This window comes from Vagococcus salmoninarum, assembly GCF_003987495.1.
GTDB lineage: Bacteria > Bacillota > Bacilli > Lactobacillales > Vagococcaceae > Vagococcus_D > Vagococcus_D salmoninarum.
This window is the reverse complement of record NZ_NGJU01000002.1, coordinates 186,708-205,457: the sequence shown is the minus strand read 5'-3', so window position 1 is coordinate 205,457 and position 18,750 is coordinate 186,708. Positions and strand designations below refer to the sequence as shown.

Annotated in this window: 18 protein-coding genes, 1 pseudogene and 3 riboswitches; of the genes and pseudogenes, 13 read left to right on the top strand and 6 right to left on the bottom strand. The window is 37.3% G+C overall.

Features of this window, described 5'->3' with window-relative positions; genetic code table 11:
• A pseudogene (locus tag CBF35_RS15005) lies at window positions 1-575 on the top strand (transposase); the annotation flags it as partial.
• A gap of 184 nt (window positions 576-759) precedes the next feature.
• Here the strand turns inward: CBF35_RS15005 and CBF35_RS02605 are convergent.
• The 3 genes from CBF35_RS02605 to CBF35_RS02595 all read right to left on the bottom strand — a co-directional run bounded on the left by CBF35_RS02605 (window position 760) and on the right by CBF35_RS02595 (window position 3,628).
• Window positions 760-1,293, bottom strand: coding sequence for a GNAT family N-acetyltransferase (locus CBF35_RS02605; protein ID WP_126778323.1), 534 nt, complete (start codon window positions 1,291-1,293; stop codon window positions 760-762).
• Window positions 1,294-1,690: 397 nt separating this feature from the next.
• A riboswitch (M-box (ykoK) riboswitch) is annotated at window positions 1,691-1,862 on the bottom strand.
• Between the two features lie 131 nt (window positions 1,863-1,993).
• Entirely contained in the window at window positions 1,994-2,995 is a 1,002-nt protein-coding gene (locus CBF35_RS02600) for an inorganic phosphate transporter (RefSeq protein ID WP_126778322.1), read from the bottom strand.
• A 12-nt stretch (window positions 2,996-3,007) separates the two neighbouring features.
• Complete coding sequence (locus CBF35_RS02595) at window positions 3,008-3,628, bottom strand: DUF47 domain-containing protein (RefSeq protein WP_126778321.1); 621 nt, start codon at window positions 3,626-3,628, stop codon at window positions 3,008-3,010.
• A 391-nt stretch (window positions 3,629-4,019) separates the two neighbouring features.
• Between CBF35_RS02595 and CBF35_RS02590 the strand changes: the two genes are divergently transcribed.
• The gene (locus CBF35_RS02590; protein WP_342352307.1) at window positions 4,020-4,895 is read left to right on the top strand and encodes a phosphotransferase; all 876 of its coding nucleotides are present in this window, start codon (window positions 4,020-4,022) and stop codon (window positions 4,893-4,895) included.
• 54 nt (window positions 4,896-4,949) lie between these two features.
• Here CBF35_RS02590 and yidC read toward each other — a convergent pair whose 3' ends face one another.
• The gene (gene yidC / locus CBF35_RS02585; RefSeq protein ID WP_126778319.1) at window positions 4,950-5,912 is read right to left on the bottom strand and encodes a membrane protein insertase YidC; all 963 of its coding nucleotides are present in this window, start codon (window positions 5,910-5,912) and stop codon (window positions 4,950-4,952) included.
• 102 nt (window positions 5,913-6,014) lie between these two features.
• A complete protein-coding gene (locus CBF35_RS02580) occupies window positions 6,015-6,290 on the bottom strand; it encodes an acylphosphatase (RefSeq protein WP_126778318.1) in 276 nt (91 codons plus the stop codon).
• Between the two features lie 134 nt (window positions 6,291-6,424).
• On the opposite strand from CBF35_RS02580, the gene CBF35_RS02575 reads away from it, so the two are divergent.
• The 7 genes from CBF35_RS02575 to CBF35_RS02545 all read left to right on the top strand — a co-directional run bounded on the left by CBF35_RS02575 (window position 6,425) and on the right by CBF35_RS02545 (window position 13,444).
• The gene (locus CBF35_RS02575) at window positions 6,425-7,189 is read left to right on the top strand and encodes a TrmH family RNA methyltransferase (RefSeq protein ID WP_126778317.1); all 765 of its coding nucleotides are present in this window, start codon (window positions 6,425-6,427) and stop codon (window positions 7,187-7,189) included.
• Window positions 7,190-7,354: 165 nt separating this feature from the next.
• Complete coding sequence (locus tag CBF35_RS02570; protein ID WP_126778332.1) at window positions 7,355-7,798, top strand: HD domain-containing protein; 444 nt, start codon at window positions 7,355-7,357, stop codon at window positions 7,796-7,798.
• Window positions 7,799-7,925: 127 nt separating this feature from the next.
• Window positions 7,926-8,267 (top strand): winged helix-turn-helix transcriptional regulator, encoded by a 342-nt coding sequence (locus tag CBF35_RS02565; protein ID WP_228026034.1) that lies wholly within the window; start codon window positions 7,926-7,928, stop codon window positions 8,265-8,267.
• A gap of 571 nt (window positions 8,268-8,838) precedes the next feature.
• Window positions 8,839-9,885, top strand: a complete 1,047-nt coding sequence (gene pheS, locus CBF35_RS02560) for a phenylalanine--tRNA ligase subunit alpha (protein WP_126778315.1) — start codon at window positions 8,839-8,841, stop codon at window positions 9,883-9,885.
• Between the two features lie 4 nt (window positions 9,886-9,889).
• Window positions 9,890-12,307, top strand: a complete 2,418-nt coding sequence (pheT, locus tag CBF35_RS02555; protein ID WP_126778314.1) for a phenylalanine--tRNA ligase subunit beta — start codon at window positions 9,890-9,892, stop codon at window positions 12,305-12,307.
• Window positions 12,308-12,451: 144 nt separating this feature from the next.
• Window positions 12,452-13,003, top strand: coding sequence for a DUF2179 domain-containing protein (locus tag CBF35_RS02550; protein WP_126778313.1), 552 nt, complete (start codon window positions 12,452-12,454; stop codon window positions 13,001-13,003).
• 15 nt (window positions 13,004-13,018) lie between these two features.
• Complete coding sequence (locus CBF35_RS02545) at window positions 13,019-13,444, top strand: GNAT family N-acetyltransferase (protein WP_126778312.1); 426 nt, start codon at window positions 13,019-13,021, stop codon at window positions 13,442-13,444.
• 60 nt (window positions 13,445-13,504) lie between these two features.
• On the opposite strand, the gene CBF35_RS02540 is transcribed toward CBF35_RS02545, so the two are convergent.
• The gene (locus CBF35_RS02540) at window positions 13,505-13,711 is read right to left on the bottom strand and encodes a hypothetical protein (RefSeq protein WP_126778311.1); all 207 of its coding nucleotides are present in this window, start codon (window positions 13,709-13,711) and stop codon (window positions 13,505-13,507) included.
• Between the two features lie 304 nt (window positions 13,712-14,015).
• Window positions 14,016-14,124: riboswitch (glycine riboswitch) on the top strand.
• 3 nt (window positions 14,125-14,127) lie between these two features.
• A riboswitch (glycine riboswitch) is annotated at window positions 14,128-14,198 on the top strand.
• A gap of 219 nt (window positions 14,199-14,417) precedes the next feature.
• On the opposite strand from CBF35_RS02540, the gene gcvT reads away from it, so the two are divergent.
• The 4 genes from gcvT to gcvPB are packed head-to-tail and all read left to right on the top strand — an operon-like array spanning window position 14,418 to window position 18,680.
• Window positions 14,418-15,512 carry a glycine cleavage system aminomethyltransferase GcvT gene (gene gcvT, locus CBF35_RS02535; protein WP_126778310.1) on the top strand — a complete coding sequence of 365 codons (1,095 nt, stop codon included), beginning with the start codon at window positions 14,418-14,420 and terminating at the stop codon, window positions 15,510-15,512.
• A gap of 24 nt (window positions 15,513-15,536) precedes the next feature.
• Window positions 15,537-15,923: a glycine cleavage system protein GcvH gene (gene gcvH, locus CBF35_RS02530; RefSeq protein WP_126778309.1), complete on the top strand. Its 387-nt coding sequence runs from the start codon at window positions 15,537-15,539 to the stop codon at window positions 15,921-15,923.
• A 4-nt stretch (window positions 15,924-15,927) separates the two neighbouring features.
• A complete protein-coding gene (gene gcvPA, locus CBF35_RS02525; protein ID WP_126778308.1) occupies window positions 15,928-17,247 on the top strand; it encodes an aminomethyl-transferring glycine dehydrogenase subunit GcvPA in 1,320 nt (439 codons plus the stop codon).
• The gene (gene gcvPB / locus CBF35_RS02520; RefSeq protein ID WP_126778307.1) at window positions 17,247-18,680 is read left to right on the top strand and encodes an aminomethyl-transferring glycine dehydrogenase subunit GcvPB; all 1,434 of its coding nucleotides are present in this window, start codon (window positions 17,247-17,249) and stop codon (window positions 18,678-18,680) included. The genes gcvPA and gcvPB overlap by 1 nt, the downstream gene beginning before the upstream one ends.
• Window positions 18,681-18,750 lie beyond the last annotated feature (70 nt).

The following is an 18,750-nucleotide window of genomic DNA, read 5'->3' as shown; positions in this document are numbered from 1 at the left end:
CTAGACTAATTATTGATCGATTTCATATTGTTAAACATCTAAATTCCGCATTTAATGAGTTTAGGGTAAGAGAAATGAAACGAATTAATCAACAAAACAAAAAAAGTGATGCCAATAAATTAAAAACCAATTGGAAGTTTTTGTTGAAAAACTCTAGCAACATTGATACGACACATTACAAAACCTGGCGCAGCTTCCGCTCTCCAAAATACCCATTTTTAACCGAAGCAATGATGATTGACCGTTTACTCTCCCTATAAATACCATTGGCAGATGCTTATGAATCATTTCAACTTTTAGGACACCATTTCAGAACTAAGAATCCAGAAGGATTCTTCTCATTTTTAAAAAACTTACCTGATAATTTAGATCCACAGTTTAAAAAGAAAATAGAGAATCTTCTTTCATATGAAGAAGGCATTACAAACTCATTGATTTATAGCTATTCAAACGGAAAAATCGAAGCTAAAAACACACATATAAAAACATTAAAAAGAGTATCCTACGGGTTTAAATCATTTCAAAACATGCGCATCAGAATATTTTTAACTAACGGCTTGATAAAAATTAAATAAAATAAAAAGAAGACGTTTCTGGAATTTACCAGAAACATCTTCTTATAAAATTAACTCATCAGTCCTATTTGACAAAGAGCCCTTTTTTGATACGTTGGAAAATAAAATAACCAATCAATTGACGAAAGCAAGACTTTCGCAGATTGATTGGTTATTTTGCTGATTGTGACTGTCCTTCATTTAGTTAAGCCACTTGGGTTAATAAACGTTTCCGTTGTTTTAAGACTTTCCGGTAAGGTTGCATCACCATCTCATGGTTATGATAAGTTTCCCCAAAACTTTGATAGCCTAATTTTTCATAAAACAACCATGCGGAATCACGAGCGTTTAGAACAACTTCATGATAACCAAGTTGGCGAGCGACTTTTTCAGCGTAAGCCATTAATTGTTGACCAATGTGTTGACCACGATAATCTGAAGAGACAGCGACTTGTTTGATTTGGGCAACTTTATTTCGTTCGGTTTGATCTAAGAAAAGTGTGCCAACGACTTGACCGTTGATGATAGCGACTAAGTGAACGGCAGATTCCTCTTGTAATGGGACACTAGTCAGTAAAGGTAAGCCACTAGGTCGGTTTAAACTATTGTTTCGTAAGACAATTCCTTGGATATATTCTTTACTTTGCCATTTAACCGTTTTTAGTTTTAATTGGTTGTTACGGCTCGGACTGATTTTTTTAGTACGTTGGTAATAAATGCGTAATTTTGTTTTTTTCATTCTCGGCACCTCCTATAAAAAAGTAGAATAGAAGTCAAAGTCTGTGCCGCGATCTGCTTCGGCAACTAACCGTTGTCCGCTGCCTTGGTATAATTTATATAAGTACAGGATAATTTTTTTCATAATAAAAAACCTTCTTTCACTTTATGTTTACGTTGATTGGAAACTAAGTGGAAAGAAAAAAGGTTGTCTAGTGACGCCGGCCAGTCCTATTAAAAATTGGCGGTTAAATCAGTCGAGCTTAACTTTTGTTCTTTCCAGGTTATCGATTCATACTCGTCCATCATTAACCACCTCCTCATAGTTTAAACAGTTAAAATATCTAATCATTGGGCACAAAAAAAATCCCACGAATTGAGCGGACTCAACGTAAGATTTTGGACAGTAAAAAAATAATGCCAAGATTCAACGTTGAGCTTTAGCACTACACAACGTAAAAACTGGCAATCAGTTTTAGGTGCGTTCAGAAAAGCCTTAATCGACGATTCATGTTTTACCCATTGGCATCTCTCGATGTTTCTGGGCAGCACCCTGTGTTTGTATAGAAGCCTCACCTAACAAATCAGATATTTGTATTTGACATAAAGATAACATGGAAAAAATGTAAAAGCAAGCAAATAAGATTGAAAAAAACAAAGAAAATTCACTTGTGATTTTTACACAAAAAAAGAAGTCTTATTTGCTAAGACTTCTTTAAATATTAAGGAATAATTACATTTAAGATTGTGAATAAAATAGCTGAAATTAAAGCTGAGATTGGTAAGGTGATTACCCAAGTAAATAACATTCTTTGACCAGTATCCCACTTAACCCCTTTGATGCGATGAGAAGTCCCAACACCCATAATCGCTGAGCTAATAACGTGAGTCGTACTAACTGGTAAATGGAAGAGGGTCGCACTAAAAATAATTAAAACAGAACTTAAATCAGCAGCGACACCACTGACAGGTTTAATTTTCATGATTTTTCCACCAACAGTTTTGATAATTCGCCAACCGCCAATACTCGTTCCAATTGCCATGGCAATCGCACAAGAAATTTGAACCCAACGTTGAACGTCATCCCCAGTTTGGTAACCGTTAGCAATTAAGGCCATAGTAATGATTCCCATCGCTTTTTGGGCATCGTTAGTTCCGTGAGTATATGATTGCAAAGCAGCCGTTAAAATTTGGAATAAACGGAAACGGTTATTCGATTTGGATAAGTTAGCATTTTTAAAGATGGTTTTTATAATCGAATAAACGACATACCCAACACAAAAGGCAATCACAGGTGAGGCGATTAAGCCGATAATAATCATGGCAAAACCGGAAAACTTAATTGCCGTAATTCCAGCAGAAGCAATGGCTGCGCCAGCGATCGAACCAATTAAGGCGTGAGAAGAACTACTTGGAATACCGAAGTACCAAGTGACTAAGTTCCAAACAATCGCTGAAAGTAAGGCAGCTAATATTACGACTTGGCCATTAGGTAAAGAAATTGGATCGACTATTCCTTTAGTGATTGTTTTAGCAACTCCTGTAAAAGAAATCGCTCCTAGGAAGTTCATCACGGCGGCTAACATAATGGCGTGTTTCGGTTTCAAGGCCTTCGTAGAAACACTCGTTGCAATGGCGTTAGCCGTATCGTGAAAGCCGTTAATTAAATCAAAGACTAAAGCGGCAATCACAATCAAAACGGTAACAACAAAAATTTGATCCATCTATGAGCCCTCCTAAGCGTTTTTCATTACGATTGAGTTTAATGTTTTAGAAACATCTTCACAGAAATTCGCAATTTCTTCTAAGTTTTCATAAACAACTTTATAACGAATTAAGCGGATTGGATCTTCTTCCACTTGGAATAAGTCTAGTAAGGCTTCCCGGTATAAATCGTCACAGTTGGATTCGTGTTGTTTGATTTTTTTTGAGTGACCATTAATTTCTTTTAATTTTTTTGAGAACATGCAATCAACAGCTGCCGTGATTTCATCAGTAGCTCCAGAAATTTCAGCGGCCATTTTAGTAATAACATCATTAAATTTAGATAAATGACAAATTTCGAATGATAAAGCGGCTTTTTCCATAGCATCTAGGACGTCATCGATGCGGTTAGTTAATTCTAAAAGATCTTCACGTTCAATCGGAGTGATAAACGTATCATTTAGGACAACAATCATTTGGTAAACAAGTTTGTCGCCTTTTGATTCATAATTGTTAATTGTCTCTGAAAAGATAGTGATATCCTCAGGTTTTTCAGGTGAAAATGAAGAGAAATAATTAGCTGCTTCTTTCAGGTTAACCGTCATGTCATGCAGTAATTCGCCGAATTGATCTTTTTTATTTCTTGAAAACATTTTATAATCCCCTAACTATAATTAATATCTTAAAAACACAATTTCCATAATACCATAAAAAAGTTGATTAGACTACGGTTTTTGAACCCTTTTAAATTAAATAACTATCTGAATATCAGATTTATTAGAAGGCGGAAATTTATGTTGTGAAAAGGCTTCACTAAAAAGTTGAAAAATTCATAAGCAGAAGAATTGACGGCAAACTTTTAGACGAAATGTAATCGTTTTAATGTCCCTTAATTGATCTGTTAGAGACCCTAGTTAGTCACTCTTATGTTAGTTTTTAGGAGGGGAAAAGATGATACACAAGGCTTAGATTTGCAAACATTTAGCAGAGTGTTTTAATATTATTGCCGAAGAGATTGTTGAAAATAAAATTGGCTGGTAAAATATTGTTTATTATATCAATGGTTCAACAGGTTCTTTTGTTTTAAGAATGACTCCTGAAAGTAATCGCAGTGACAAGGAATTGACAGGGGAGCTTCAATGGCTAACATTATTAAAAGGTCATTTGAAAGTACCGCAAGCCATTTTAACTAAAGACAATCAGCTGTTTGCCAAAGTGATGGTTCACGGTCGAAGCTATTTTAGCAGTGTTTTTGAACGATTACCTGGCAAACACATAGATTATCCTGGCTATATTCAGCAACAAACTCTTTTTTTCGCGATTGGCAAAGAATTAGGCAAGCTTCATAACCGATCTCAAGACTTGAATGTTAGCAGTCTTTATCGACGGCATTTCTTTGAGAATCAATATTTAAGAGAGTTTGACCAGTATGTTCCTACTGTAATGAATGACATTAGACAGGCGAAAGACCAGTTAGTAAGTGGGCTTCAGGAGTTTGGTAAAGAAAAAAGTAACTATGGCTTAATTCACGGCGACGTCCATTTGAATAACTTATTAATAAATAATAATACGGTCTGTTTGATTGACTTCGATGAATGTCAGTATAGCTTTTTTATTGAAGACATTGCGATTAGTTTGTATTATTCAATTTATCAATTAACGAATAGCCAGGCGTGTCAGCGGAAAAAACTAGCAGATGTCTATTTAAACTATTTTTTAAGGGGGTATCGTCAAGAAGTTTCGTTGCATAATCGTGAACTAGCCAAACTTGAATTTTTTTTAAAGTTACGGGAAATCATCGCTTTTGTTGGTGCGTATAAAAAGTGGGATTTTCAAGACTTAAGTCAATGGCAACACCTTTATTTAAAAGAAAGTTATCGCAGAATTAGCAACCGAGAAAGCATTGTGATTTTAAAGTAACTAAAAAGGCTGAGACATTAATGTCCCAGCCTTTTGTTGATGATCGTTACGATCTTAGCGGCGTTGCTGTTTACCAGCGTTACGACCGTTACCAGATCCTTTGTTTCCTTGATTCATTTGTTTGTTACGAGGTTGAGCCGGGTGACTAGCTGCCTCAGGATTACCTTCTTTAATAACTGGAATTTTAATGTCTTTAGGTGGATTAAGTCTAAATTCTTCAGCGATTTGGGCACGAATTTTTGGTTTTTGATAAAGATTAGCAATCAGTGTTTGAACACAACTGAAAATCCCACCAATAATCCAGTAAAGGGTAACCCCAGCAGGAGAAGTGAAAGAAATCACACCAATCATGATTGGTGACATGAACATCATAGTCTTCATTTGTTTCTTTTGTTCTTCAGGAATCCCGATCATGCTAATGAAACTTTGAATTAAGTAACTTAAGGCAGCTACAATAGTGAAGATTAAGTTCGGTTCGCCTAAAGGCACACCTAGGAAACTAGCACTCTCAATGCCTGGCATGTATTTGATTGTAAAGAACAAGGCAGTAAAGACAGGCATTTGAATAAGTAAAGGTAAACAACCCATTCCGCCAAACATACTCATGTTGTTGTCTTTGTAAAAAGCTTGCATTTGTTGTTGCGCGGCCATTTGTTGTTCTTGGGTAACAGCAGCTTTTGTAGCTTTTTGTAAAGCATCCATTTGTGGTTTTAAGAAAAGCATCTTCTCAGATTGCGTGCTAGCTTTTTTCGTTTGATGTAAACCAAGAGGCAAGATGATTGTTCGAACAATTAAAGTGAAAACAATAATTGCTAAGCCGTAGTTATTTCCGAAAAGGTCAACGAAGTAGTGAATTAATTGACTCATCGGTCCGACAAGTAATTTATAAACGAAGCCCTCACCAGTTGGTTGGCCGATTTTGTCGCCGGATTTGAAAGTTTGTACACAACCAGATAAGGTTAATAATAAACCTAACATTCCAGATGCTAACAACCATTTTTTAAATTTATTTTTCATTAGTTTCTTCCTTTTTTTAAAATTTTCTCATAAGCTCTACTATAATGGATAATTGCTTTTTTTTCAATCGAAAACCTTAAAAAGTCACAGAAAACTCTTGAGTTAATAGCGGACATCAAAGGCAGAGGGCAATTGCAAATTTGGCAATTCAGTAATTTCGCAAGTCTCAACTCGCCCACTTGGGGAAGGGGAGGCTTTAATTAAGTTAATAAATTCCGCTACTCTTTCAGGGGAACCACCGGCTTCAATGTAAACCGAGCCATCCCATTGATTTTTGACGGTTCCGACAATGCCAAGTTTATCAGCTACCATTTTTGTCATAAAACGAAAGCCAACGCCTTGAACGCGCCCTCGAACGGTCAACGATACTTTTCTCATAAAAATCCCACCTTTAGCTTTTTCTTTATTTTAGCTTGCTTCGTCTAAAATACCAAGTTAAAAATAGGCCCACTAGGAGATTTCAGCATTCAATGTTATAATATCTCGAATAATAGAAGGCCGTGGAGGTTATTATGGAAGAAATCAGCTCATTAAAAAATAACTTAATTAAAGAAGTAAAAAAATTACATAAAAAGAAGGAAAGACAAGAACAGCAGGCTTATCTTATTGAAGGGTTTCACTTAGTGGAAGAAGCGGTTAATTATGAAGGCAACATTCAAAAGGTTTTTACAACTAAGAAACACTTAGAGGCAACCCAAGCGTTGTTAAAAAATAAAGCAACAGCAAGTCTTTATGTTGTTACAGATGAGATTATTAAAAGCTTATCAATGGTCCCAGCTCCCCAAGGGGTGATTGCTGTTGTTGAGATACCTAAAGCTAGTCAAGAGCCAGCTTTAACATGCCCCATTTTAATCTTAGATAATGTCCAAGACCCAGGGAATTTAGGAACGATGATTCGAACAGCTGATGCGGCTAATTTTAAAACAATCATTTTAGGTGCCGGCACAGTCGATAGTTATAACGATAAAGTCTTACGCTCAATGCAAGGCAGTCAATTCCACTTAAATATTATTGAGGCTGATCTAAGTCAAATTATCCCAACACTCAGAAGTCAAGGAGTCACTGTATACGGAACAGAATTAAATCCAGAAGCAGTGAGTTACCGGGAATTACCTAGAAATAGAGAAATCGCCTTGATGATGGGTAATGAAGGCCAAGGAGTAGCCCCAGAATTGTTACAATTAACCGATGCTAATGTTTACATTCCGATTACTGGTAAGGCAGAATCATTGAATGTCGCTGTTGCGGCAGGGGTTCTAATGTTTGCGTTAACGTAGAAATATTACGAGAAGATTAATATTGGGCGATTAACTAGAAATTAGCTACAAGAGGTGTTAGAATATATCTACATTGCAAAATATCATTTAAAACGAAGGAAGTTATGTGAATTGAAACGAAATTGGCAAGAAGATCAAGAATATGTCTCTTATATAGAAGATTTAATGTATACAGAAGACGTTCAAAGCTTAGGAAAGTTTAAACAACATCACTACTCGACGCGTTTAGAACATTCAATCTCAGTTTCTTATTTAAGCTATCGATTAGCTAAAAAATGGAACGGTAATGCTCGTTCGACTGCCCGTGCTGGTTTACTCCATGACTTATTTTTTTATGATTGGCGGACTGAAAAGATGGATGGTGGAAGTCACGCCTATGTTCATCCTCGAGTAGCAGTTAAAAATGCTGAAAAATTAACCGAGTTATCAGAATTAGAAAAAGACATTATAATCAAACATATGTGGTTAGCGACAATTGCTCCACCTAAGTATAAAGAAAGCTACATTGTAACGCTAGTCGATAAGTATTGTGCGGCTCATGAAGTCATTGTGCCAGCTTGTCGAAATGCAAAAACAAAAGTTTATACAATGTTAGGTGTTGCAAGTTAAATTTAAAATGAGAGGACAACGAGTAGTTGGTTGACTCTTTTTTTATTGACTAAAAGCGTTGCTTAGGCAGTTAACTTACATTTGGTAAGTTATGGTGTTATACTGAAAAAAAGAAAGGATGAGGGAAATGGCTGAATTAAGTAAGTGCGAAGAACGACAATTTACACTTTGCCCTAAATTCGAACAAACATTCTCTATCTTAGGCAAACGTTGGAATGGATTAATTATAGATGTTTTACTAGAAGACGGAACACAACGCTTCGGCGAATTAGCAACTAAAATACCGAATTTAAGTGATCGTGTATTAGCGGAACGTTTAAAAGAATTAGAATTAAACAAGATTGTTGAACGTTTAGAAGATAAAGAAAACAGTAAAAAAGTTGAATACCGCTTAACAGCGAAAGGCTTAGATTTAAAAGAAGCAATGGGAGAAATCCAAAAATGGTCTGAAAAATGGTTAACACTCTAGAAAAGCAGTTGACCAAAGGCTAAGTTTCTTGTAGACTAAGAAGTAATAGAGAAATACGTTGAAAGAAGCAAGTAATTTAGATTTAACTAACCCAGGAAGATTCGTCCTAGACTGAAAACGAATCTTAGTTAACTAAATGAAATTTCACTTCTTGAGTTGCTTAGTTTCCACTAAGCCGGTGACCCCACCGTTAACAAAGCAAAGATTACGGCTCACCCCGTGAATTTAGGATGGTACCGCGAGACTTCGCTCCTTATTAGGAGCGAAGTCTTTTTCTATTGGCTCACAATGCTTTAGCATTGATGAGCCAATAGACAAGGAATTTTACAAAGTAAAATGCGTTGTAGTCTTCTTAAAAGCCTCACGGGACTTTAGTCCCGATGAGCCAATAGACAAGGAATTTTACGAAGTAAAATGCGTTGTAGTCTTCTTAAAAGCCTCACAATGCTTTAGTCCCGATGAGCCATGAGCCAGTCAATTCTAAAAATATAGTTATAACTCAAACAATCAATCAACACTCTATTCTGAGAATAAATAAACTAATAATTCATATAGAAAGGAACTATCAAAAATGTCTTTAAAAGAACAATTAGAAACGTTAAAAGCGAAAACAGTGGAAAAAATCACTGCAAGTGAAGGTTTGAAAGAATTGAATCAAATCCGAGTTGAAACGCTAGGAAAAAAAGGTCCAATTACCGAAGTGTTAAGAGGAATGAAAGATTTATCAGCGGAGGAACGTCCTTTAGTCGGAAGTTTTGCTAATGAAATCCGCGATCACTTAGCGGAAAAAATCGAAGAGAAAAAAGCTGAGTTAGAATTATCAGAAATGAATGCCGCTTTAGCGAAAGAAACAATTGATGTGACTTTATCAGGTAAGCAAGTTCCCCAAGGCAGTCCTCATATTTTAAGTCAAACGATGACAGAGATGGAAGATATCTTTTTAGGGATGGGCTATCAAATTATTGAAGGGTTTGAAGTTGAACAAGATCACTACAACTTTGAACGAATGAATATTCCTAAAAACCACCCAGCTCGTGACATGCAAGATACGTTTTACATTACGGAAGAATTATTACTGAGAACTCATACGTCACCAGTTCAAGCACGAACAATGGAAAAACATGATTTTTCTAAAGGGCCACTGCGAATGATCAGTCCTGGAAAAGTTTTCCGTCGTGACAGTGATGACGCCACTCATAGTCATCAGTTCCACCAAATTGAAGGTTTAGTTATTGATAAAAATATTACGATGGGTGACTTAAAAGGCACATTGGAAGTCGTAATGAAAAAAATGTTTGGTGAAGAGCGGGAAATTCGTCTTCGTCCAAGTTATTTCCCTTTTACTGAACCTTCCGTCGAAGTTGATGTTAGTTGTTTCAAATGTGGTGGGGAAGGCTGTAACGTTTGTAAATTAACTGGTTGGATTGAGATTTTAGGAGCTGGTATGGTTCATCCTAATGTCTTAGAAATGTCCGGTATTGATGCTACTGAATATAGCGGATTTGCCTTCGGAATGGGACCAGACCGAATTGCGATGTTACGCCATGGAGTAAACGACATTCGTTACTTCTATCAAAATGATGTTAGATTCTTAGAACAATTCAAGGTAAAGGAGTAGACTGATGCTAGTATCTTATAAATGGTTAAATGAATTAGTTGATTTATCAGGAGTAACTGCCGATGAGTTGGCAGACAAAATGTCTCGTACAGGGATTGAAGTTGAAGAAGTCAACGTTCCCTCAGAAGGTTTGAAAAAAATTGTCGTTGGCGATGTTAAAGCTTGCGTTCCTCATCCAGACAGCGATCACTTATCAGTGTGTCAAGTTGATATTGGGGAAGAAGAATTATCACAAATTGTCTGTGGAGCACCAAATATTCAAGCAGGCAAAAAAGTGATTGTGGCTTTACCTGGCTCACGAATTACTGGTAATGTTAAAATTAAAAAAGGTAAAATGCGGGGCGAAGTCTCTCTTGGAATGATTTGTTCCCTTCAAGAGTTAGGGTATTCAGATAGTTTGATAGCTAAAGAATATGCAGATGGCATTTATTTCATGCCGGAAGAAGCGATTCCAGGAAGCGAAGTCTTCAGTTATTTAGATATGGATGATTCAATTATTGAGTTATCAATTACCCCTAACCGAGCGGATGCTCTAAGTATGCGGGGAGTGGCACATGAAGTTGCGGCGATTTATCGTAAAACACCAACTTTTCCAACGTATCAACTCGTTGAAAATTCTGAAATGCAGATTAGTGATTTCTTATCAGCAAAAGTAGCTGATTTGGCTGATACGCCTAACTACCGGATGCGGATGGTTAAAGACGTTACGATTAAAGAAAGTCCTTTGTGGTTACAAACTCGTCTAATGAATGAAGGGATTCGTCCAATTAATAATATCGTTGACGTAACGAATTATGTTCTATTATTATTTGGTCAACCAATGCATGCCTTTGACTATGATAAAATTGGCAGTCAAGAAATCAATGTTCGCAGAGCGGAAGCTCATGAAGTTTTAGTAACTCTTGATGGTGAAGAGCGAGCGTTAACAGCTGAAAATATCGTGATTACTAATGGTCAAGTTCCAATTGCTTTGGCAGGAGTGATGGGTGGTTTTGATTCAGAAATCACTGGTACAACAACAACAGTTGCCATTGAATCAGCGACCTTTGACCCAAGTACAACTCGTAAAACGTCGAAACAATTCGGCTTACGTAGCGAATCAAGTAGCCGTTTTGAAAAAGGCATTAATTTAGGAACAGTTCAAGAAGCTTGTGAATTTGCCGCGGCTTTAATGGCTGAATTAGGTGAAGGAACCGTCGTGACTGGCGAACTAGTAGCAGCTGAGACGAAAGCCCCAGAAATTTCAGTAGGCATTACCTTAGCTAAAATCAATCGTTCACTAGGAACGGACTTGTCAAAAGCAGTTGTTAGTGAAATTTTTGAAACACTTGCCTTTCCTTTCACGGAAACTGATGGCAGCTACTTAGTAGAAATTCCAGCTCGTCGTTGGGATATTACGATTGAAGCTGACTTAGTGGAAGAAGTGGCGCGGATTTATGGTTACGATAACTTACCGTCAACCCTTCCAAGTGGGGAAGCCCTACCAGGAGCTTTGACAGCTAGCCAAGGCTTAGTTAGAACAATTAAAGGCGCTTTAGAAGGTAGTGGCCTAACTGAAGCCATCAGTTATGCTTTAACGACGGAAGAGCAAGCCTTACGCTTCTTAGTGGAAAAAGAACCTGTTGTTAAGCTCCAATCACCAATGAGTGAAGATCACGGCGTGTTACGCCAAAACTTAACAAATGGCTTATTACAAGATGTGGCATATAATGTGGCCCGTAAAAATAATAATGTGGCTCTTTATGAAACAGGGAATGTGTTCGTTGAGACCGCAGTTGGTGAAATGCCGAAAGAAACCCGTCACTTAGCAATTGCCATGACTGGTTTAGCAAGCAAACAAACTTGGCAAGAAACAAAAGAGCCAGTTGATTTCTACTTGTTAAAAGGGATCATTGAGAACATGTTTAGTTTAGTTGGGGCTGAGACTTTAGTAACTTTTGAAGCAACCACAGCGTATACTGACTTACACCCAGGTCGGACAGCTAAAATTATCTTAGCTGGGGAAGAGATTGGTTTTATTGGCCAAGTTCACCCATTAACAGCTAAAGTTTATGATATTAATGAAACTTATGTAGCGGAATTGAACTTAGAAGCCTTAATTGCTAGTCAACGTCTACAAATTGATTATCAAGCCGTTTCTAAATATCCGTCAATGAAGCGGGACATGGCGTTATTAGTCGATAAAACAGTCAGTAATCAAGAGTTAGTCACAACGATTAAAGCTAATGGCGGTCGTTACTTACAAAGTGTTGATTTATTCGATATTTTTGAAGGTGAAAAACTTGGTTTAACGAAAAAATCAATGGCCTATTCGTTAGTTTTCTTAAATTCAGAAAGCACTTTAGTGGAAGAAGAAGTTAGTCAAGCCATGGCTAAAATCGAAAAAGCGTTAGTCGAAGAATTCCAAGTCGAAATTCGTTAATTAATTCAAAGGAAAGTTATGAGATCAGTGTTAAATGATCTCATAGCTTTTTTTGTCTAATAGACAGCGACCTTGCATGACTGATTTTTCTGTCCTATAATTAAGAGAGTATGTTAGTTGATAACTATAGAAAGGGTGTCAGTAGTGGGAATTGATTTAAAATTAGTAGGGATGATTTTTGTTGTTAACTTTAGTTATATTACCTTGAATACGATTCGCTTTATGTTAACAATGAAGGGGTATCGATTAATTGCGCCCTTAGTGAGTATTGTTGAAATTACGGTTTATGTCTTAGGGTTAAACATGGTTTTAAATCGTCTAGATAATCCCTGGAACTTAGTGGCTTACGCCTTAGGTTACGGTATCGGGATTGCTGTCGGGATTAGAATCGAAGAATACTTAGCCTTAGGTTATATTATGGTAACTGCGATTATTCCTTTAAAGGAAGAAACGACAATTGCCAATGATTTAAGAGACTTAGGCTATGGGGTCACAGTGACTTTTGGTCAAGGTCGAGAAGGTGAGCGGATGATTTTAGAAATTTTGAGCCCTCGCAAAAATGAAAGAAATTTATACAAACAAATCAAGAGTTTAGAAGAGGCAGCATTTGTGATTTCTCATGAGCCTAAGTATATAAGTGGTGGCTTCTGGTCTAAAAACGTTAGCCGACGTCGCAAAAAATTATCAGAAAAATGACAATGGGGGGAACCTATGACAATTAGAAAAATGGAAGAACAAGATCAACTTCAAGTAGCGGAAATTTATTTAAAGACCCGCTTAGCAACTTTTACTTGGGCCTCAGCTGAAGAACTAAAATCAGCAAATTTTCAAGAAGACAGTCAAGGGGAAGTCGTTTTTGTCTATGTTGAAGAGCAAGCCGTTTTAGGCTTTTTATCAGTGTATGAGCCTGAAAATTTTGTTCATCATTTATTTATTAGAACGGATCAACAAGGTCGAGGCATCGGTCAAGAGTTATTAAATTATCGCCTAGCTAATAGTCAAGGGTCACTATCATTAAAGTGTTTAGCTGCAAACAAGCAGGCCTTAGCTTTTTATCAGCACTTTGGCTTTAAGGTCACTAGTAACTTATGTGGCAGTGGTAATGAAGGGTTCTACCAACTAAGTTACGATAAATAAAGGAAAGTCAGGCGAGACCTGACTTTCCTTTATTTTTTTAAGTATAATGGCATTAAGAGTTTAAGCTAGATCATTAAATCCAATTACAAAACGATTGTTGTACTCCAGAGCTTTTTGCGAGTCTTCAAAAGCACACGACAATAATTCCACGATACAAGTGTTTTCATATTTTGCAATGATTGTACCTGAAAATTCTCTCTCCAAAAGTGATGTTTTACAATTATATTTTTCACCTAACTCAACATTATCTTTGTTCACACCAATCACCAACCAGTCTTCTTTTTTATGACAATCATTGTAATTAAATAATCTTTCTAAATTAATGCTATTCTATATAATTTGATGTGAAATAACAACTAATATGCATTGGGAAGGAAACAAAACACGAATTACCCCCTTTGAAGCTTGCTGTTATCAGGATTGTAAATGTTTTATAATTAAAATAAGATTAAAAAAAACAGTGGCTAAAGGAGCAGGAGAACTTCAGGAAGGGAAATAATCTTAAAACTTGAATTTTTCTGATAAAAACTTATAATTAAAGTTAGAAGTATGAAAGCGGTAACAAAAGTGAATGATTATTACGGGAGAGTTTAGTTTTGCTAAAACTAGCGCCGAAGGAATAAATAGTAAGAGGCAAACTTATTATGAAGATCTCAGGTACAAAGGACCGTAGTAGGACACAACTCTGGAGAGCCAAGTCACCGAAGGAGCAATTCTCGTCATTGAGAAGAATCTCTCAGGTTAAAAGACAGAGCAACGCATGTTTTTTTATGCGTTCTTTTTTATGTCTTGAAAGACATAAGGCGTATGTTTTTGTTTTATAGTTTATTTTCGTTCGTGTTTCGGTAGTTAATAATTAAAAAAATAAATAATTACGATTAACTCTTTCGTATTTTAGTGAATGTTGCTATAATGAATAAGAGTTGTTTTAAAGACAAATCAATGTTTCCGAATAGAAAGGGTTGAAGACGAGATGGTAGACTTAAAAACACCGCTCTATGACACGCATGTTGCTAGTGGTGGTAAAATGGTACCTTTTGCTGGTTACTTGTTACCAGTTACCTACAAAGCAACAAGTTTAATGATTGAACATCAGGCAGTGAGAGAGCAGGCTGGTTTGTTTGATGTATCTCATATGGGTTCCTTAGTTATTACAGGGAAAGATGCGCTAAGTAATTTACAACGCCTTTTAACGAATGATTTTACGACGATGGCAAATGGTCAAGTCAGATATACTTTGATGTTAAATCAACAAGGAGGAGTCATCGATGACTTCATTGTCTACAAATATAACGATCAAAAATTTTTATTAGTTGTTAACGCTGCTAATCGCTTAACGGATGAACAGTGGATTGCCAGTCATTTAACTGGGGACTGTCAAATGAGTGATGAATCAGATGAAACAGCTATTCTAGCATTACAAGGACCAAAAGCCACCGAAATCTTAAAACAATTAATGGCTGAAGAAGACATTCCGAGTAAGTATTATCGTTTCAATGAAAATGTAACTTTAGGCGAGCAACAAGTAATGATTTCCCAAACCGGCTATACTGGGGAATTAGGTTATGAGTTATACGTTAATTCTGTTGATGCAGTGAATCTGTGGCAGCAGTTGTTACAGGCAGGGGAAACAGCTGGTTTAATCCCTTGTGGTTTAGGGGCTCGAGACACCTTACGCTTAGAAGCAGGTATGCCACTTTATGGCCATGAAATGACAACTGAAATTAGTCCTTTAGAAACAGGGTTAAGCTTCGCTGTTAAAATGGCTAAAGATGATTTTATTGGCAAAGAGGCTCTGATCGACCAAGGGGAACCACAGATTAAGCGAGTAGGCTTAAAAGTCACAGGTAAAGGGATTGTTCGTGAGGAAGCGAAGATTTATGCTGATGGTAAAGAAGTTGGTAATAGTACGTCAGGCACCCATTCGCCAACGTTAGGATACCCAATTGCCATGGCGTTAATTGAAAAAGAATTTTCAGAATTAGGAACAGCTTTAGAAGCAGAAGTCAGAGGAAGACGAATTCCCGTCGAAGTCGTTTCTAGTAACTTTTATAAAAAAACAAAATAAGCCATAGGCCAGGAGGAATTTATTATGACATTTCCAAAAGAGTTAACTTATACAGCAGATCACGAGTGGATTAAATTTTCAGATGAAGGTAAAACAGCTCTAATCGGCATTACAGAGTTTGCCCAATCACAATTAGGGGATATTGTTTATATCGGTTTGCCAGAAGTCGATGAGACAGTTAGTGCAGAAGATTCAATTGCCGATATCGAGTCAGTCAAATCAGTTTCTGATATTTTTACGCCAGTCAGCGGCACAGTGTCAAAAATTAATGAAGAACTTGAAGAGAGTCCTGAATTGGTTAATAGTGACCCTTACGGTGCTTGGTTATTTGAAATTAGTGACATTACTGAAGTCCAAGCAGAAACATTATCTGCTGCCGAGTATGAAAAGTTAGTAGCAGAGGAGGAGTAATCTGATGGGGTTAGGGAAATACGTTGCATCAACGACAACTGAACAATTAGCGATGTTAGAAAGTTTAGGGATGAGTTCTTTAGATGATCTCTACGTCAACGTTCCAGGGGAATTAAAAATTAAAGAGTTAGCGATTCCGAAAAGTCGCTCTGAATTTGAAGTCCGCCAAGTGATGACGGAGTTGGCTCAAAGAAACAAAGTCTTTGGTAGCATTTTTAGAGGTGCCGGTGCTTATAATCACTACATCCCCTCTTTAGTGAAACAAATTGCTAGTAAAGAAGAATTTCTGACTGCCTACACACCTTATCAAGCTGAAATCAGTCAAGGAATTTTACAGTCAATTTTTGAATTCCAAACAATGATTTGTGAATTAACAGGGATGGCAGCTGCTAACGCCTCAGTTTATGATGGGCCTTCGGCGGCTGCTGAAGCTGTTAATATGACGATTGATCGGAAGCGTCAGCAAGTGTTAATTGCAAGTACTGCTAACCCGATGACGATTCAAACAGTTAAGACTTACTGTGAAGGACAAGATTTTGAAGTCGTCGTTGTGCCAGCTAAAAATGGTGTGATTGATCAAGAAGCCTTAAGTCAGTTACTGACAAATCAAACAGCTTGTTTCTTTTTACAACAACCTAATTTCTATGGACAATTAGAAGAAGCAACAGCGATTGGTGAATTAGTTCATAGTCAAAAAGCTAAATTTATTATGGGGATTAACCCTGTGGCAGGAACAATTCTTAAAACGCCATATGAGTGTGGCGCGGATATAGCTACTGGTGAGGCTCAACCTCTAGGCTTGCCTTTATCTTTCGGTGGTCCTTACTTAGGTTTTATGGCAACAACTGCTAAGCTGACCCGTCAATTACCAGGACGGATTGCTGGTGAAACGGTGGATGCTGATGGGGAACGGGCTTTTGTTTTAACGTTACAAGCGCGGGAGCAACACATTCGTCGAGAAAAAGCTTCTTCGAATATTTGTTCTAACCAAGCGCACTGTGCTCTAACAGCCTCAATTTACATGACGACCATGGGACCTCAAGGAGTTAAGAATGTAGCAGAACAAAGTCATGCTAAGAGTCATTATTTAGCTAACCAATTAACAAGTCTGCCAGGCTTTGAATTAGTTCATTCCGGGGAGTATTTCCACGAGTTTCTGACGACAACCCCAATTCCTAGTGAGGAGCTTTTAGCCAAACTAGAAGCGTATGATATTTTAGGTGGCTTACCAGTCGGTGATGACATCTTATGGTGTTGTACAGAGATGAATACGAAGGCTCAGATTGATCAGTTAATAACAGTAATCAAGGAGGTAATCGCCTAATGAAACTTGTATTCGAGAGAAATGTGCCAGGTCGTTTTAATGACATGTTGCCACCATTAGATGTACCGGAAGTCTCTTTACCAGAGGAGCACCGTCGAGAAATCCCCTTGCACTTACCAGAAGTGGCTCAACCTGACATTAGTCGTCACTATACGGAATTAGCGAAACAGTCTCATGGGGTAAACGATGGTTTTTATCCCTTAGGTTCGTGTACGATGAAATACAACCCAAAAATTAATGACGAGATGGCAAATTTACCAGGTTTTGCCGGGGTTCATCCTTTACAACCGGTAGCCACTGTCCAAGGGGCCTTAGAAGTCTTAAAAACCGCCGAAGACTTACTTGTGGAAATTACTGGGATGGATTACTTAACTTTCCAACCAGCTGCTGGAGCACATGGAGAGTTAACAGCCTTATTGATGTTTAAAGCCTACCACGAAGGGCAAAATGATTTTAAACGTAATAAAATTATCGTCCCCGACGCAGCTCACGGCACTAATCCTGCTAGTGCGTCAATGGTTGGTTATGAAACGATCAACGTTCCTTCAAAAGCTAATGGTTGCGTTGATGTTGAAGCTTTAAGAGCAGTCGTTGGCGAGGACACTGCTGGCTTAATGTTAACAAATCCAAGTACGGTTGGTATTTTTGAAGAAAATATTATTGAAATCACTAAAATCATTCATGATGCTGGCGGTTTAAACTACTATGATGGGGCAAATCTGAATCCGATTATGGGAGTAGTTCGCCCAGGCGATATGGGCTTTGATATTGTTCACTTAAACATTCATAAGACTTTCTCGACTCCTCACGGTGGTGGTGGACCAGGATCTGGACCAATCGGTTGTAAAGCGATCTTAAAAGAATTTATGCCGAATAATTATCCAGAACGGCAAGCTAATAGTCTAGTCTTTAGCCAACCGACTCAGACGATTGGTAGTGTTAAAGGTTTTTATGGTCATTTCTTAGTTGTTGTCAGAGCCTTGACTTATATTTTAACCCTAGGTCAAGAAGGCATTCCTGAAGCAGCTAAAAATGCCGTCTTAAATGCTAATTATATGATGAATCAATTAGCCGACTTATATGAAATCAAATACGAAGGCCCTTGTATGCATGAATTTGTCATTACTTTAGAGCAAATGAAAAAAGACACAGGAGTAACAGCCTTAGATATTTCAAAAGCCATATTAGATCATCAAATGCATCCGCCAACAATGTATTTCCCGAATGTTGTGCCAGAAGCTTTAATGGTTGAGCCGACAGAAACGGAGTCAAAAGAAACCATTGATGAAGCGATTACGGTTTATCGTCAAATTTATCAAGAAGCCTACGCTAATCCTGAAAAAGTCAAAGGCGCACCTTATTTGACAGCGATTAAACGAGTCGATGAAGTCCGTGCAGCCCGTCAACCAATTTTAAAATATGATTTTAAATAAGCGTTAAATAATTAGCGAAATAATGTTAAACTTGAACTAGTAGTAAATGGCACTAGAAACAGTTAGGTTT

Coding starts and splice junctions, on each gene's coding strand:
- CBF35_RS02605 (WP_126778323.1), bottom strand. CDS start 1,293: ATGAAAAAAACAAAATTACGCATTTATTACCAACGTACTAAAAAAATC.
- CBF35_RS02600 (WP_126778322.1), bottom strand. CDS start 2,995: ATGGATCAAATTTTTGTTGTTACCGTTTTGATTGTGATTGCCGCTTTA.
- CBF35_RS02595 (WP_126778321.1), bottom strand. CDS start 3,628: ATGTTTTCAAGAAATAAAAAAGATCAATTCGGCGAATTACTGCATGAC.
- yidC (WP_126778319.1), bottom strand. CDS start 5,912: ATGAAAAATAAATTTAAAAAATGGTTGTTAGCATCTGGAATGTTAGGT.
- CBF35_RS02580 (WP_126778318.1), bottom strand. CDS start 6,290: ATGAGAAAAGTATCGTTGACCGTTCGAGGGCGCGTTCAAGGCGTTGGC.
- CBF35_RS02575 (WP_126778317.1), top strand. CDS start 6,425: ATGGAAGAAATCAGCTCATTAAAAAATAACTTAATTAAAGAAGTAAAA.
- CBF35_RS02570 (WP_126778332.1), top strand. CDS start 7,355: ATGTATACAGAAGACGTTCAAAGCTTAGGAAAGTTTAAACAACATCAC.
- CBF35_RS02565 (WP_228026034.1), top strand. CDS start 7,926: ATGGCTGAATTAAGTAAGTGCGAAGAACGACAATTTACACTTTGCCCT.
- pheS (WP_126778315.1), top strand. CDS start 8,839: ATGTCTTTAAAAGAACAATTAGAAACGTTAAAAGCGAAAACAGTGGAA.
- pheT (WP_126778314.1), top strand. CDS start 9,890: ATGCTAGTATCTTATAAATGGTTAAATGAATTAGTTGATTTATCAGGA.
- CBF35_RS02545 (WP_126778312.1), top strand. CDS start 13,019: ATGACAATTAGAAAAATGGAAGAACAAGATCAACTTCAAGTAGCGGAA.
- gcvT (WP_126778310.1), top strand. CDS start 14,418: ATGGTAGACTTAAAAACACCGCTCTATGACACGCATGTTGCTAGTGGT.
- gcvH (WP_126778309.1), top strand. CDS start 15,537: ATGACATTTCCAAAAGAGTTAACTTATACAGCAGATCACGAGTGGATT.
- gcvPA (WP_126778308.1), top strand. CDS start 15,928: ATGGGGTTAGGGAAATACGTTGCATCAACGACAACTGAACAATTAGCG.
- gcvPB (WP_126778307.1), top strand. CDS start 17,247: ATGAAACTTGTATTCGAGAGAAATGTGCCAGGTCGTTTTAATGACATG.